At 48.9% G+C, this 15,058-nt stretch carries 12 protein-coding genes and 3 pseudogenes; 4 read left to right on the top strand and 11 right to left on the bottom strand.

The window, feature by feature from the left end; translation table 11 throughout:
- Positions 1 to 75: 75 nt before the first annotated feature.
- Positions 76 to 312, bottom strand: coding sequence for a hypothetical protein (locus FHC51_RS20565; protein ID WP_375373812.1), 237 nt, complete (start codon positions 310 to 312; stop codon positions 76 to 78).
- A gap of 461 nt (positions 313 to 773) precedes the next feature.
- Between FHC51_RS20565 and FHC51_RS20560 the strand changes: the two genes are divergently transcribed.
- Complete coding sequence (locus FHC51_RS20560) at positions 774 to 2,975, top strand: AAA family ATPase (protein ID WP_220436479.1); 2,202 nt, start codon at positions 774 to 776, stop codon at positions 2,973 to 2,975.
- A gap of 691 nt (positions 2,976 to 3,666) precedes the next feature.
- A complete protein-coding gene (locus tag FHC51_RS20555) occupies positions 3,667 to 4,023 on the top strand; it encodes a hypothetical protein (RefSeq protein WP_220436478.1) in 357 nt (118 codons plus the stop codon).
- Here the strand turns inward: FHC51_RS20555 and FHC51_RS20550 are convergent.
- From FHC51_RS20550 to FHC51_RS20510, 9 genes and pseudogenes are all read right to left on the bottom strand, one after another.
- Positions 3,958 to 4,641 (bottom strand): annotated as a pseudogene (locus FHC51_RS20550) (IS1 family transposase). The gene FHC51_RS20555 and the pseudogene FHC51_RS20550 sit on opposite strands and share 66 nt — an antisense overlap.
- A 563-nt stretch (positions 4,642 to 5,204) precedes the next feature.
- Entirely contained in the window at positions 5,205 to 10,094 is a 4,890-nt protein-coding gene (locus FHC51_RS20545) for a type ISP restriction/modification enzyme (protein WP_114388509.1), read from the bottom strand.
- A 112-nt stretch (positions 10,095 to 10,206) separates the two neighbouring features.
- Positions 10,207 to 10,359 (bottom strand): annotated as a pseudogene (locus FHC51_RS20540) (tRNA modification GTPase); the annotation flags it as partial.
- Between the two features lie 76 nt (positions 10,360 to 10,435).
- A complete protein-coding gene (locus FHC51_RS20535; RefSeq protein WP_139157134.1) occupies positions 10,436 to 10,624 on the bottom strand; it encodes a hypothetical protein in 189 nt (62 codons plus the stop codon).
- Positions 10,573 to 11,766 (bottom strand): hypothetical protein, encoded by a 1,194-nt coding sequence (locus FHC51_RS20530; protein WP_220436477.1) that lies wholly within the window; start codon positions 11,764 to 11,766, stop codon positions 10,573 to 10,575. Before FHC51_RS20530 ends, FHC51_RS20535 begins: the two co-directional genes overlap by 52 nt.
- Positions 11,767 to 11,816: 50 nt before the next feature.
- Entirely contained in the window at positions 11,817 to 12,002 is a 186-nt protein-coding gene (locus tag FHC51_RS20525) for a hypothetical protein (RefSeq protein WP_220436476.1), read from the bottom strand.
- 39 nt (positions 12,003 to 12,041) lie between these two features.
- The gene (locus FHC51_RS20520) at positions 12,042 to 12,203 is read right to left on the bottom strand and encodes a hypothetical protein (RefSeq protein WP_168194530.1); all 162 of its coding nucleotides are present in this window, start codon (positions 12,201 to 12,203) and stop codon (positions 12,042 to 12,044) included.
- Between the two features lie 390 nt (positions 12,204 to 12,593).
- A complete protein-coding gene (locus FHC51_RS20515) occupies positions 12,594 to 12,818 on the bottom strand; it encodes a hypothetical protein (protein WP_114388512.1) in 225 nt (74 codons plus the stop codon).
- Positions 12,815 to 13,231, bottom strand: coding sequence for a hypothetical protein (locus FHC51_RS20510; RefSeq protein WP_104677936.1), 417 nt, complete (start codon positions 13,229 to 13,231; stop codon positions 12,815 to 12,817). The genes FHC51_RS20515 and FHC51_RS20510 overlap by 4 nt, the downstream gene beginning before the upstream one ends.
- A gap of 153 nt (positions 13,232 to 13,384) precedes the next feature.
- Here FHC51_RS20510 and FHC51_RS20505 point away from each other — a divergent pair, with 153 nt between their 5' ends.
- On the top strand, positions 13,385 to 14,263 hold the full coding sequence (locus FHC51_RS20505; RefSeq protein ID WP_220436475.1) for a DHHA1 domain-containing protein: 879 nt from the start codon (positions 13,385 to 13,387) through the stop codon (positions 14,261 to 14,263).
- The gene (locus FHC51_RS20500) at positions 14,260 to 14,496 is read left to right on the top strand and encodes a hypothetical protein (protein WP_114388514.1); all 237 of its coding nucleotides are present in this window, start codon (positions 14,260 to 14,262) and stop codon (positions 14,494 to 14,496) included. The genes FHC51_RS20505 and FHC51_RS20500 overlap by 4 nt, the downstream gene beginning before the upstream one ends.
- Positions 14,497 to 14,646: 150 nt before the next feature.
- Here FHC51_RS20500 and FHC51_RS20495 read toward each other — a convergent pair.
- Positions 14,647 to 15,058: pseudogene (locus tag FHC51_RS20495) on the bottom strand (IS1 family transposase); the annotation flags it as partial.

Here is a 15,058-nt window from a genome sequence, read left to right as displayed (position 1 = left end):
ATTTCCATACGAATCTCAAAAGTGATCATAAGCTCCCCTGTATTCAGAGGAGCAGATTAACCCCTGGATCAATTTTCAACCGCTGGGGTGGATCAGTTTTGCACCGTTGGTAACATTAATGAACGCGTGCCGGTTCCAGTCAGGAAGGTAATGCAGCAGGCCAGCCACTTCCGGCGCCAGAAGGTACTTCGGCATCTCGGTATAGTGCTTGGCCATTTCCCGTAGCGACAGTGCCCGTCCGTAGTCAAACGGTGCAGAAGTGGCAGTCACCTGCAGGGCAGGGGAGTGATGAACAAAAGCGGGCAGATTCATAACGCTCCTGGCGATAAGGATGCGCTACGCAAAATCTGGCCCGATAACCCCCGTTAACCGTGTCATTTTTCACGTAGCGCAATCTGGTGAAGTTCTGGTGCCATTTTCGCCGCCGCCGGCGTCGGAAACCACGGAAAAAACCCGCAGAGCCGGGATCTCACATTTTCCTGTTTCTGGAAATATACCATAAAAAGGAAAGAGAAAGTCTGGCAGGACGATCTGAAAAGGATCCAAAAAGGATCCTTTTGCCCTGGATGATGTGGTGATTGGGTGGTGGAAAGGGCCATATGATGTGTTCTGTGACAAAATACCCCCGGTGAGGCAGTGCTTCCTGAAATTACAGAAAACGGAAAAGGAAAATCCATAGAAAGAGGGTAAGATAATTCTGAGCACTCTACTGGCGCAGGACGAAAGTGCACCTAGATAGAGTATCTACCACTGCCAGAGACAAGGAGAAAAGTGTGGCTGTTCTAACGATCAGGGGCGTCAGAAGTTACGGTGCTGACAAAAATGTACGTATCGACCTGAGCAGTAAGGTTACGCTCATTTATGGCCAGAATGGTTCTGGAAAATCAACAATATCAAACTATTTTTCTGGCTATTATCCAGAAAAATATCGCCAGTGCAGTTTTGAAAGCCAGGTAGAATTATTTCCGCTTGTCTTTAATCAGGATTATATCGAAAGAAAATTTAGTCTTGAGAATGTTCAGCCGGGAATTTTCACACTTAGCGAGCACAATAAAGATATTCAGGAACAAGTTGAGAGTAATAGAAAAAGAATCACCCGGACAGATACAAAGATAAGCGAACTTAACACTGAAATCGCCGGGCGTGCGGAAATGGAGTTGACCCTAATAAATAACTGCGCCGCCAGAATGTTTAAAAGGACATCCGCTGACCGGGCTCAATTCTCGTCTTTTCTTACGGGAGCAAAGCAGCAGAGAAATTTTTATGATCGCATAAAAGATATTTCCCTTGAATTCGTGCAACTGAACACGGAGGAACTTTCTGCTCGTCTCGAAAAACTGGAGAAAAGCAAAGGAACAAGTTTACCTTATATCAGCCTAACCCTCCCACCACCGCTAAATCCTAATGTGCTCCGGCTAATCCATTCACCGCTTCAGCCCGCATCAGGGACACAATTTGCCGGGTTTATTGCAAATCTGGGAAATGCCGACTGGGTCAGAGAGGGTGTTCGATTTATTCGTGACGATGTCTGCCCTTTTTGTCAGAACAAGTTTGATACAGCCCATTTTGCCGAAGAAATGGCGAGGATGTATGACAAAAGCTACACCGACGCGATCGACGTAATAAAAAAGGCGGCATTAGATATAGCGGAAAATATTGACTATCTCAATGATCTGTCGGAGAGAGTCTTCAGACATCCCGCTGTAAGCGATGGTGCTGAGGTTTTTGTCTCACTCAAGTTGCTTATTCAGATAAGTCAGTCAAACCTGCAGACAATCGTCAACAAACTCGAAAGACCTTCTGAGATGTACGACGTTGCTGATATTTCTGAAGCGCGCAACAGCCTCATCAGCAATATAGAAAAGATAAACAATGCAGTTTCTGTGAACAACCAGTTAGCTACTAACTACGATACCGAAATGGAGAGATTAAAGGCTGATATCTACACGTATCTGCGCCAGATTTGCGACGAGTATCTTGTGGCACTAACGGCAGAACTTCAGGAAGTCAGGGCTCAGAAAACAAAAGCTGAACAACAGGCCTCAGCCCTTTTGACTGAAAGAAGGCAGCTCGGGGAGCAAACGTCTCGTCTTGTAGGGCAGCTTTCAGTCATACAACCAACCATCGACTCCATCAATAATAATCTGAAAGCGTTGGGCGTAACTGACTTCCACATATGCTGCCATAACGAGGAGATGAAACTTTACCGGCTGAGACGTGAAAGCGATCCAGGGGAACAGGAAGTATTCAGAACGCTGAGTGAAGGTGAAAAAACTATTATTGCGTTGCTCTATTTTATCGAATCCTGCACTGGCAGTGTTACGCCCGATGCCGTCCACGATGGACGCAAGATAATAGTTATTGATGATCCGATATCCAGCCTCTCACATAATTACATTTATGAAGTAGCCTCGCTGATAAAGCGAAAAATTATTAAACCTGAGACAGCCCGCCATTTGGTAATTCTCACTCACAACCTGTTTTTCTTCCAGGAAATTATGCTGACGGCCGTAAGAAGGCTGGAGAGTAAACTTGATGCGCCTAAAGGCTGGTCACTGCTGCGTATTGTCAAGAATGAGCACAGTGACTGTATCCCTTTATCTATGCACGAAATGCTTAACGAGTATCAGGCTCTCTGGCAGACGCTCAAGGATGTGCGGGACAACAAGAGTCAGTTTATTGTCCTGCCCAATACGATGAGGAATATTCTCGAATACTACTTCAGCTTTGCCTGCAAAGAGGAGAAGCTGGAAAAAACGCTTGCAGCTCTGGCTTCAGAACACGCCGAAGGCCATTATGATTCGTTCTATCGGGCAATAAACAGACATTCTCATTCAGATGGCAGAAATATACTTCCTACAGGCATTATGGATAAAAGCGAATATTTCAGACTTTTCAGAAAGATATTTGAAGAAATGGACGAGTTGACTCATTACTGCTCAATGATGGACGAAAAACAAGAGGAAGTGATTTAAATCTGAGCTTGGTTTGGAGCATCATCACCTGCGGGCACCATTCACTTAACGATTCGGGAGCGAGCGCATGTGCTTACGCACATGTTCTACGCGCCCGAAACGAAAACGTGTATACCGGATGACCGGAACAATTTTCGGTTTCATGAGGCTTTCCTTCTACAAACCGGCTACTGCCGGAAGTCCCTGTACCCATTACAGGCTGGTAATGATCCAGAGGGGAACGCCCGAGGTGATGACGCGGCTATCATACAAAAAATGGCACCAACTGTCATAATCTTCCTGCATTTGTTATAAAAAAAACTTACTGCAATCTGGTAAGTTAGCTCTGTTTGAGTGTGACGAGTTATACAAAAACCGGAAAGGGGAACGCTGGCTTAGTAAGAAAAAGCGTTGGGTGAAGGGAAGGCGGTCATGGGTTACAATGAGTCAATGCTTAACGGGACAGTTAAATGAATAACATACCTATTGTCAGTTCACTCCGGATTAAAAATTTATCTGTGAGCATGACATCAGTATCGGATTTGAAAATGACAGATAGTAATTACAGATATTTTACGATACCGAAGTCAGAACCGTAAATATCTATAAGCTTACAATTATATGGGGGAAGAGAATTTTACTTAATCATCTCCATGCTTTTTAGTGGTTCAGAAAATTAAACAATTTGTAATTTAAGCGAGGAGTAAGGTGAATGATTAAAAATACCGGCAAATATTATGAAAAATTCGTCCAGACCATCCAACAAACCCTACTCAATGCAGATAAATTTATTAGTGGCAAAACGGTCCTTGTCGAATTGGATAAAAAGCTAGTAAATAATGCCGGCGTTAGCCGACAGTTTGACGTCTATTTTGAATTTGAAGCTGGCGGTCATCTGTACCGAACAGTAATAGAGTGCAAGGATTATGCTTCGGCGATTAAAGCTGAAAAAATCGATGCTTTTTTGGGTAAAACTGCGGGAATTCCTGGTAATGACTCCAACTTATTGATAGTGTTTTATGTTCAGATAATGCCCGATGACTTTGTCATGCAGCTCCACCGATTTTGAGAACGACAGCGACTTCCGTCCCAGCCGTGCCAGGTGCTGCCTCAGATTCAGGTTATGCCGCTCAATTCGCTGCGTATATCGCTTGCTGATTACGTGCAGCTTTCCCTTCAGGCGGGATTCATACAGCGGCCAGCCATCCGTCATCCATATTACCAAGCAGGCTCATAAGACGCCCCAGCGTCGCCATAGTGCGTTCACCGAATACGTGCGCAACAACCGTCTTCCGGAGCCTGTCATACGCGTAAAACAGCCAGCGCTGGCGCGATTTAGCCCCGACATAGCCCCACTGTTCGTCCATTTCCGCGCAGACGATGACGTCACTGCCCGGCTGTATGCGCGAGGTTACCGACTGCGGCCTGAGTTTTTTAAATGGCGGAAAATCGTGTTGAGGCCAACGCCCATAATGCGGGCGGTTGCCCGGCATCCAACGCCATTCATGGCAATATCAATGATTTTCTGGTGCGTACCGGGTTGAGAGGCGGTGTAAGTGAACTGTAGCTGCCATGTTTTACGGCAGTGAGAGCAGAGATAGCGCTGATGTCCGGCGGTGCTTTTGCCGTTACGCACCACCCCGTCAGTAGCTGAACAGGAGGGACAGCTGATAGAAACAGAAGCCACTGGAGCACCTCAAAAACACCATCATACACTAAATCAGTAAGTTGGCAGCATCACCCGAGTTTTTGGTGCATTCAAAGCTGTTCACCATGAACAGATCGACAATGTAACAGTTGAACAGCATGTAACACCTAATAGAACAGGTGAAACCAGTAAAACAAAGCAACTAGAACATGAAATTGAACACCTGAGACAACTTGTTACAGCTCAACAGTCACACATAGACAGCCTGAAACAGGCGATGCTGCTTATTGAATCAAAGCTGCCGACAACACGGGAGCCAGTGACGCCTCCCGTGGGGAAAAAATCATGGCAATTCTGGAAGAAATAGCGCTTTCAGCCGGCAAACCGGCTGAAGCCGGATCTGCGATTCTGATAACAAACTAGCAACACCAGAACAGCCCGTTTGCGGGCAGCAAAACCCGTACTTTTGGACGTTCCGGCGGGTTTTTGTGGCGAGTGGTGTTCGGGCGGTGCGCGCAAGATCGATTATGTTAAAAACGACAGGATTCATGAAAATTATCAGAATTGTGCAGGATGGGAAAACCATCCTGCACACCCATTGATTAGATATCTAATTTAGGGAGGTTATTGACAATTTTCTGAGTTTCCAGACTGACAGTGATAACTCGTAGGAACAGCTCTAATGGGTATCTAGGGTTATCCATTGTTTCTATTGCCCAGTCATTAGCATCGTTCACAATACCGCTATCTTTATGGGTAGAGACACCTTGCCGCTCCATCACCCATTCAAGCGCAGGTTTTCCATTCACAATGTAGTCATAGGCTTCAATTGGAATGTTTTTTATGCGAATTTTACTGTTATAAATGACCGTGTCTTTTTCACCTTTTTTGGCAAATTTCATCTTCTCAACATAGAAATCGTCTTTACTCAACTGTGAGTAACTCAAAGAACCTGTGTCGATATCAGCTTTGTAGGGTTCAACTGTTTCATATTTTAAATGCAATTCAGCCAACTCACGACCAAAATTGGAAAAAATCAAAAAGTCATCAAATTTTTTAACACATGGAATGCGAGGTAATTCCTTAGTTAAATTATCAGCATATCTAAACCGATACTCCTCTGAGTGCAAAAGACCATAAATATAATAAAAAATATCTTCTTTTTTTATTATATTAGCTCCAGAGTAAAAATCATTGAATAACTTCAGGCAGTCATCAGTTATCGCATCAAACCTTTCCACATCATCAGACAATTGTTTTTTACTATACAAGTACAATGGAAAGCATTGAGCACCAGCATCCATTGAATTTAAATCAAATATACAATTTGATATTATTGCTGAAAACCCTTTCTTACCACCAAGCCCCGTGATACAGATAATTACATTATCAGATTCATTACTCGGGAAGATCTGTGGCATTTGATAAACACAGTTATTGAAGTGTCTATTGAAGTACATATGTTGTTTTGTGAAAGGCCTGTATAGTGATACTCTGAAATCATCATTTGAAATATCATGATAATATCCCTTGGATACATCATTGAAAACTTCCCTTGTCCAACTCATTCTTTTTGAGTCTAATATAACAAAATCCTTTGGCTCATCAGTACCATTATATTTGCTATATCTTTCGACCTCTTCATTGTAGAAATGAATCATCCTTGATATATTTTTTTTAAGAGATGAAAGAGAATATTGATAGCACCAAGCATCTCTATTGGTTTTAACTCCATTGGAGTAGTTTTCAAAAACAAAAAAAGCACTTTTATTTTTTTTACTACCTAATTCAATAAAATCATTGAAGCTATCATCTCGCTGATTCAGCCAATCGTTGTAGGCATCTGGTGTGATTTTCTGCCAGCCATGCGTTTTCTCAATACCGTCAATACTGCCAAAATCGGAAATCGTCTCCAGCTTTTCTTCTTTTGTCAGGTAATCACCAATATCATGAAAATAAATCTGACCCGTCTGTGTTGCTACCGGATTTTTTACCAGAATAGCAATCACAATCGGCGTTCTTGTTCCCTGACCAAAAACGTTATCTTTTTCTTTGCGGCGAACCTCTCCTGACGTTCTAGCATTCCCTCTCAGATGGAAAAAATACAGGCTACTGAACTCTTCCGCCAGACACTTACGAAGTCCATCAGCCGAGTTAGAGTCGATATACCCGCCATTCGTGACAAATCCTATAACACCTTGTTCACCGATACGATCACTCGCCCAGCGTATTGCACGTATATATGAATCATAAAGCGAACTTTTCAATGTTGCAGTTGTGTATTTTGCATAGGTTAATTCAATTCTTTTATCTAGAAGAGGATATTTTACATTAGCATTATTATCATTCCCTACACTTTGGCCTGACGAGTAAGGAGGGTTACCGATAATCACCCGAATATCCAGAGCCTTCTGCCGTTTACGACGCTCACTGTTATCGACCAATACCGCACTGACCAGATCATCCTTCTCATACATTTCAAAGGTGTCAGTCAGACAAATCCCTTCAAACGGCGTGTACTCTGATTCTTCCGTGATGCCGTGATACACCGCCTCAATATTAATAGCGGCAATGTAATAGGCTAACAGGACGATTTCGTTGGCATGGATTTCATTTTTAAACTTGTAAGCCAGTTTATCTGACGGGATCAGACCACTTTGCAGCAGACGGGTGATAAACGTACCGGTGCCGGTGAACGGGTCAAGAATATGCACACCTTTGTCGGCGAGTGTTTGTCCGAACTCCTGTTTCAGCACGTCATTCACGCTGTGAATAATAAAATCAACCACCTCAACAGGCGTATACACAATGCCCAGACGCTCCGTCATTCTCGGGAACGCATTTCTGAAAAACTTATCGTACAACTGTACGATAATCTGCTGCTTACCTTCTGCGGTGGTAATGCCGTCCGCACGCATTTTTACCGACTCATAGAAGCTGTTCAGCGTGCTGGCTTCTTTTTCGAGATGATGCTCCTGCAACGTGTTAAGCACGTTCTGCATCGCCATACTCATCGGGTTATGGTCGGTAAAATTGTAATCCGCAAACAGGGCATCAAAAACCGGCTTGGTTATCAGGTGCTGAGCCAGCATTTCAATGATTTCATCATCGGAAACACTGTTATTCAGGTCATCACGCAGTTCATCTGCAAATGCCCTGAAGGCACTGATTTCTATTTTATTCCCCGGATTTTCGAGAATGCCGTGAATGCGGTCGATATGTGTGCGGGCAATTTTAGCAATATCGTTCGCCCAGTCTTCCCAGTGATGCCGGTTACCGCATTTTTTAACGATTTTTGCGTACAGGGCGCGCTCAATCTCACCAACGGAAAATTCAATATCAAACTGCTCAGGAGCGGGACTCACGGCTGAACCAATGCCACTGCTTTTACGCGCTTTTCCTGCTATCTCAGATTTTTTCGTCTGCCGTTTGGTTTTCTTCACCACTTTATCGGCTACCGCGATCACTTCCATTCTGCCGGTATCTTTACCGTTAAACTCCAGCTTGTTGATCATGGCATCAAAGCGGTCATCATGCGCCCTGAGTGCATTCAGCACCTGCCAGACAACACGGTAAGCCTGATTATTGTTCAACGCATTCTCCGGCTCTTCTCCGGCGGGAATGACAACCGGCAGAATGACGTAGCCCAGCTCCTTACCTTCAGCACGCCGCATCACACGTCCGACAGACTGCACCACATCCACCTGAGAGCTTCTCGGCGTTAAAAACAACACCGCATCCAGAGAAGGCACATCCACGCCTTCAGATAAACAACGGACGTTAGACAATATCCGGCAGACATTTTCATCCGTGTCCGCTTTCAGCCATTCAATTTTGGATTTTTTCTCAGTGGCATTCATGCTGCCGTCAACGTGCTTCACCTGACACTGAAGTTTTAATGATGGGTCAATCGCCTTATCCGGTGCGGTTTCCCTGAGAAGTTCGATCTCGGATGCCTGATAAGCCTCAACCACTGCTCCGAACATTTCCGTGATCAGTTTAGAACTGACCTTATGCGTCTTTCCGCGAAAGTCTTTTTCTATCACCTGACAGAACGCAACAGCCCGTTTCATCGCATCAGGGTGAACGCCATCTGCCCCCGCCAGTCCCTGCTTTGCCAGTGCTTTCCAGCAACCCACAATCTTTGCCGCATCATCGACTTTGAGCTGATTATTTTCATCCTTCAGCAGAGACTGAATGCGGCGGCTGACATGCTTTTCTTCCACGGCAAGCACAATAACTTTGTAATCACACAAAATGCCCAACTGGACGGCTTTAGAGAAGGTAATGACATACAAATCATCCCCATAAAGACTTTTGTCATCCATTGAGCATAGGGTAACTCCCTCAGTCTCTTTCGCATCATCTCCAAAAATTCGTGGGGTCGCGGTCATGTACAGGCGTTTTTGACCGGCAATATAGGCATTGTCGTGAATACGAACAAAGGCAGACTCATCATCCCCTTCAAAGGTGGCACCCGTTGTACGGTGGGCTTCATCACAAATGATGAAATCAAACGCAGGAAAACCCAGCTTTTGCGCCTGATGGATAACCTCAACAGAGTGGTAGGTAGAAAACACCACGTTCATATAAGGCGGCTTATCACTGCCGAAAATATCCGGCTGATTAAACGCTTTGACGAGGCTGTTCGCATTCGTGGTCGCCGGATATTTCAGGTCGCTGATACCAACAACGACATTGTCATCATGGTTTTTCTTACCCACATCACTGTCAGAGCAGACAGCAAAACAGCGCAGGTCTATCAGCGTATCCTGTGTCCATTCATCCAGCGTCTGACTCAACAATGCCAGACTGGGCACAAGGAACAGTACGGTTTTACCTCTTCCGGCAACGGCTTCAGCAATACGCAGAGAGGTGAAGGTTTTTCCTGTGCCGCACGCCATAATGAGCTTGCCCCGATCGGCAGTCGCCAGCCCTCTTTTAACGGCTTCAAGCGCGGGAGTCTGATGAGGCCGGAGTTGCTTTTTGGCTTTCATCACCGGCTTGTATGCCGGATCAAAATCGAATTGTGACCAGTCCAGTGCACTTTGTTCAAGGTCTGTCAGGCTTAACGCAGTGACAGGAACGGCCTTGTCACGCAGCATGTTTTTGGCTTCTTCCGTCCAGTTGTCCGTAGAGGCAACGATATAGCGAAGCGTAAAATACGTTTTATCGGAGGCAGCCAGAAAACTATCAATATCCTTTTTGGCGATTTTAGTCTGATTGTAGTTTTTGCACTGGATAGCATGAAACTCCCCCGTTTTGGTTACGGCGACCAAATCAATGCCATCATCTTTTTTCTTCGTGATCCCAACGGTTTCACCGTACTGAGAAACCCATCCGCCATAGCTCAGCACGTCACTGTACAGCTCGGCATATTTAGGTTCATGGAGGAAATACTGCACACAAAGGTTTTCAAAGGTTGTACCTTTGTCCCGCTGTGTTGGTGAAGCCTGTTCAATTTTTGTCAGCAATGCAGAAAGTGCATTCATCGTTGATATCCTTAATGTCCTTTATTTGCTGGGGTTATCAGATCCCCCCGACACGTTTAATTAATGCTTTCTCCGCCGGAGATCGACGCACAGCGTTCTGTGCTCTATGATGTTATTTCTTAATAATCATCCAGGTATTCTCTTTATCCCCTTTATCACCATACGTAGTGCGAGTGTCCACCTTAACGCAGGGCTTTCCGTCACAGCGCGATATGTCAGCCAGCGGGGCTTTCTTTTGCCAGACCGCTTCCATCCTCTGCATTTGGGGTTTGAGGAGTAACGGAACAGTAAACGCCGTTAAGAAGTCAATTTAAATAGCCATTAATATACTAATCAATAAATTACCCCTCTTCATTGAAAACTCTCAGCTCCCCCTTACTGACGGATTCCGGCACTGTAAATGAATAGCGGGACTCCTTGTATTTGATGCCCAGCATCTTGATAGCCACCATCACCAGCGACAGGTGCTCCGGATCTTTCATGGCAAGCCGGGCCATTTCGGCATCGGTCGCCAGCGCCTGGAAGCCCATCGAGAAGACCTCTGTTCTAGTTGTGCCCTCAATGCCCAGTTCGCCGTAGACCTTGCCCACATAACCGGTTCGGCGCGTTTATCGGTGTGCCGTAAGGCAGGTTGACAGTCGTGGCCAGTTTGTTGGTGACTTTCACTTTGCCGACGAGGGGTCCGGCCCGGTTCACGACGGGAGGACGGCAGATCGGGAAGGTCACTGGCGCGGGTGGTTCGACCCACGCCCAGGCGGCTGCTACGCGCGCGCTCAGGACCCGACTGGCGGCTCTTTCTGCGCGGGCCGGTTTCCCTGTCTGCAGTACGGCCAAACGGTCTCTTACCCCTGCCTTTGGTACCCTTCCGGCCCTTACGGCCACGCTTATCCCCCCTTTCACCGATCCAGTCCTTCACCTTGTCACCGACCACATCGGTCAGGCTGCGCGGCTTCGTTTTGGACGAATCAATCAGCGCGTCCAGACGGTCGATCACCTCGCTGTGCTGCTCTTTGCTCTGCGCATCCTCCTTACGGCGGATCACGTCCAGGCGGGCGCTTTCGGTTTGCTCCTGGTTTTTCTTCTCCCCGATCCCGATGGTGCTGGCGGGCTTCGGTTCGGCGTTGGCCGCATTCGCTGGTGTGGCTGGTGGCGTGTCCGGCGTGGCATCACCCGCGCCCGGTTCGCTCCCGGCCTGTCCGCCAAACGGCCGCTTGAGCGCGCCCCATAGCTTCAGCGCCTTATCTTTGGCGTAGGCTTTAGCGCGCTTCGTACTGCTGATATCACGCTCGGAAAGCGCTTCCTTGACCTCATCCGCCATACCTTTGGCTTCTTTGGCGGCCATCCAGAAAGAACTTCCCACGGCCACGCCTGCAGTATCTGCCGCCTCGGTTCCGGCCAGTTGGTTTCCATCCTTGCCACCCAGCAGACCTACCGCCCGTTTCAGCAGTGACGATGAGCCACCAGCTGATGACTCCTCATCGTCGTCGCCGCGACTGGAGCTGCGGTTAAAGCGGCGGATCTCCACCTTGTTGGCAAAGCGGCCGTCATCACCCAAATAAAATCCGTTGGCGCGGTTGCCATTCCGTGGTGGTGAATCGGCGACAGTGCGTGCGGGTTTTGGTGTCGCGGGTGCAGCCTCATCGGTCAGGTGGAGTGCATCGGTCCTTGGCACATCGCCCCGTAAATCAGCAGCAATACACGGGACTCGTCACGCAGCTGAGCCTAGTCGATTTCATATACCGCCTTACCGTTGTCGCCCGGGTAATACAGACCGCCCATTGCCGTCAGCGCGCGGTAACGCTCCATGGCCAGCGCGAGAACCGGCCGATCGTCAGCTGTCTTGTCATCGAGGCGCACGCGGTAACCCAGACCGGTCATCAGCCCCGTCGGGTCCTCAATCATGATCATGGCATCGAACGCGCCTGACGCGTTACGCACCGCCATAGCTTACAGACGCTCGCGGATCTTCACAATCGAGCCTGGTAGTGGTGTCAGGGCGATAACGTGAAGGGCGTTGGTGGTGAGCGTACCGGTCAGCATGACAGGTGCCTGCCGGGTGGCCAGTGAGACGGCCACTACGTTAATGGGCGCAGATGTTGATTGACTCAAAGTTTGCCCCTTAAAAAAAGAGCGCCCGAAGGCGCCTAAACCGTTACCGTTAATGAGTCGAAAATAGAACGGAATTACTACAACAGAGGTGACGGCTCCTATCGTCTTTCGGGCCGTCAAAATCAGTGTTACACAACAAGGTTAGGATGTGTAAATTGCCAATAACCCCAGTTTGTGACACCGCGCACGCATGAAGGGCGGGGCGCCTCGCAGCCATGTCGGGCTGGTGGCCAGCGCCGCGAACCGAACACAACACGGAAAAAGCATTGTATTTGCTCGCGTCATCCTCTACGAATTCCTTGCTTCTTGATGCGGACCTGCTGCAAAGCAGGACACCGGCTCAATTACGACCCCCTGGCCTCGGCCGGGGGTTTTCGTTTCTACGGCCGGTTACGCCGTCTTATCAGCCTCACCACCCTGACGTTTCTTCGCCGCGCGGCTGCGTGATTTCCGCGGGACTTCTGTCGGTTTCTCCTCCGCATTATCTGCCTCCACGGGCGGCGCCGGTTGTGCCACTTCAGGCTCCACTACCGCCGGGTTCGGGTTACCTGCTGCGAGTGTAGCCATCCGCTGGGCGATAAATTGATGGCGGTCATAGTCCGCAATGTCCTTCATGCGACCCAGCGTAGCGTTGAGATTGCCGTTGCGGGACATATGGACACAGCCCAGCATCCCATCAGCATTTCATTCACTGGCGTCTGGTCAACACGGACTTCGCCGATCGAACGGGCGACGGCATCGAGCACAACTTCGAAGTGATCCGGGCTGAGACGGAAGATAGCCACCATCAGGCTGGAAATGGCGTTTGCTACACCAACAGAGAGGGGATCACGGCCGTGGGACTTGTCAGCCACCGCGTTATTGACGCAGTGCTGCAGGAAGTTGCCTGCCATCGCGCTGCGCAGGACCTCTGACGGGTCTGCCTCTTCCATGGCCTGGGCCGATTCTGGCAGTGGATTCGGGTCCTGTGGTGGCAATGGCTGCAGGTCGGTTTCAGCAATGACTTCTGGCTGAGTTAATTCTTGCATGATTATTCCTTTCGGGGCTGGGTTATTTACACTACACAATTATGATCTGCGTCTTAGGATGTTATTGTGCAGCATATCTGTCTGTAAGTCCTGAGCAAGGGGCCTTTTGTCTTTAAGCGTTAATGGCCACCAGCTCATACACTCGGAGAGCGCATGATCCTGACCCAACCGAAAAAGACCGCTGTGCTGTACCACAACGACGCCGACGGCTTCGCGTCAGCCCTTGCCGCCTGGCTTAGATACGGCGAGGAGGCCCATTACATCCCGGTTCGCTACGGTGAGCCGGTACCGCCGCTGCCGAACGGTACCCTCGAGGTATTCATCCTCGATTTCAGCTACAACCGCAAGACGTGTGACCATCTGGCCAGCAAGTACCTCCTGCAGGTGATCGATCACCACCAGACCGCGCGTGACGAACTGGCCGGGGCCGTGTATGCCATCTTCGACATGAGTCGCGCCGGTTGTGAGCTCGCCTGGGCGTTTTTCCACCCGGATAAGCCGCTGCCGGACCTGCTGGCCTACGTCGCCGATCGGGATTTGTGGAAATGGGCGCTGCCGAACTCGCAGGAGGTCAACGCCTGGGTGGCCATCCTGCCGCCGACCTTCGAACGCTGGGCGGAGGTGCTGCGCGACGGCATCGGTGAGCGGGAAATGACGATGGGCTCGGCGTCGCTGGCCAACCAGGAGCGCCAGCTGCACGCCCTGGCCCGACAGGCCCGGTTTACCATCTTGTTCGGCAAACCGGCCGCCGTGGTGAACAGTGCGCTGCTGCATTCCGAGCTGGGCCACCTGCTGGCCACTATGCACCCGCAGCTGGCGCTGGTGGCGGTGTATAACGATCTGCCGGACGGCTCGCGTAAGTATTCCCTGCGTACCCACCGTGACAACCTCGATGTGAGCGCGCTGGCGCGCCAGTTCGGAGGCGGTGGCCATCGCCGGGCAGCGGGCTTCGTCCTGCCAGCTAACCTGGAGCAGCGGCTCGGCGGCGAACTGGCCACGAACCTGCAGGCGGCAAAAGGAGTCGAATCATGATCGGCTGGCTGAAGGAAAGGATCAAATGGTGGGTAGACGGTAAAGAAATGGCGGAGCTCAACCGCTGGCGCTTCCAGCATAACTATTACCGCTTGTGCCTGTATGACATTCAGCCGATACGCGAAACGCTGGAAAGCCTGCAGGCCCGGGTAAACATGAAGTCCGTAGACTTCGGCCCTGGGCCTTATGGTGTAGACGGTATCCGGGCTCGCTGGCAGGCAACCCGTAAATAAATACGAAATAATATAATTGCATTACAAATAAGTCTTACTTGTAACTATTATTGCGAGTAAGACTTTAATTATGCCGCCGTCTGCTGGCGATGGTAATAGCTATGCGTAATAACATCCGTATCTGCTTAATAACTTCTCTTTTAACGCTCTCTACGTTGAATAGTCATGCCTTCGATATTGGGTAATGACTCCAACTTGTTGATAGTGTTTTATGTTCAGATAATGCCCGATGACTTTGTCATGCAGCTCCACCGATTTTGAGAACGACAGCGACTTCCGTCCCAGCCGTGCCAGGTGCTGCCTCAGATTCAGGGCTGCCTCAGATTCAGGTTATGCCGCTCAATTCGCTGCGTATATCGCTTGCTGATTACGTGCAGCTTTCCCTTCAGGCGGGATTCATACAGCGGCCAGCCATCCGTCATCCATATCACCACGTCAAAGGGTGACAGCAGGCTCATAAGACGCCCCAGCGTCGCCATAGTGCGTTCACCGAATACGTGCGCAACAACCGTCTTCCGGAGCCTGTCATACGCGTAAAACAGCCAGCGCTGGCGCGATTTAG

Source organism: Leclercia sp. EC_58, assembly GCF_019584355.1.
GTDB lineage: Bacteria > Pseudomonadota > Gammaproteobacteria > Enterobacterales > Enterobacteriaceae > Enterobacter.
The sequence above is the reverse complement of the archived record's forward strand: the minus strand, read 5'-3'. Positions and strand labels throughout refer to the sequence as shown.

Bases quoted from the DNA above. Each gene is read 5' to 3' on its own strand.
- FHC51_RS20535 (WP_139157134.1), bottom strand. From the start codon at position 10,624: ATGGGCTTCCAGGCGCTGGCGACCGATGCCGAAATGGCCCGGCTTGCC.
- FHC51_RS20515 (WP_114388512.1), bottom strand. From the start codon at position 12,818: ATGAAGGACATTGCGGACTATGACCGCCATCAATTTATCGCCCAGCGG.
- FHC51_RS20555 (WP_220436478.1), top strand. From the start codon at position 3,667: ATGATTAAAAATACCGGCAAATATTATGAAAAATTCGTCCAGACCATC.
- FHC51_RS20525 (WP_220436476.1), bottom strand. From the start codon at position 12,002: ATGATCATGATTGAGGACCCGACGGGGCTGATGACCGGTCTGGGTTAC.
- FHC51_RS20565 (WP_375373812.1), bottom strand. From the start codon at position 312: ATGAATCTGCCCGCTTTTGTTCATCACTCCCCTGCCCTGCAGGTGACT.
- FHC51_RS20505 (WP_220436475.1), top strand. From the start codon at position 13,385: ATGATCCTGACCCAACCGAAAAAGACCGCTGTGCTGTACCACAACGAC.
- FHC51_RS20510 (WP_104677936.1), bottom strand. From the start codon at position 13,231: ATGCAAGAATTAACTCAGCCAGAAGTCATTGCTGAAACCGACCTGCAG.
- FHC51_RS20545 (WP_114388509.1), bottom strand. From the start codon at position 10,094: ATGAATGCACTTTCTGCATTGCTGACAAAAATTGAACAGGCTTCACCA.
- FHC51_RS20500 (WP_114388514.1), top strand. From the start codon at position 14,260: ATGATCGGCTGGCTGAAGGAAAGGATCAAATGGTGGGTAGACGGTAAA.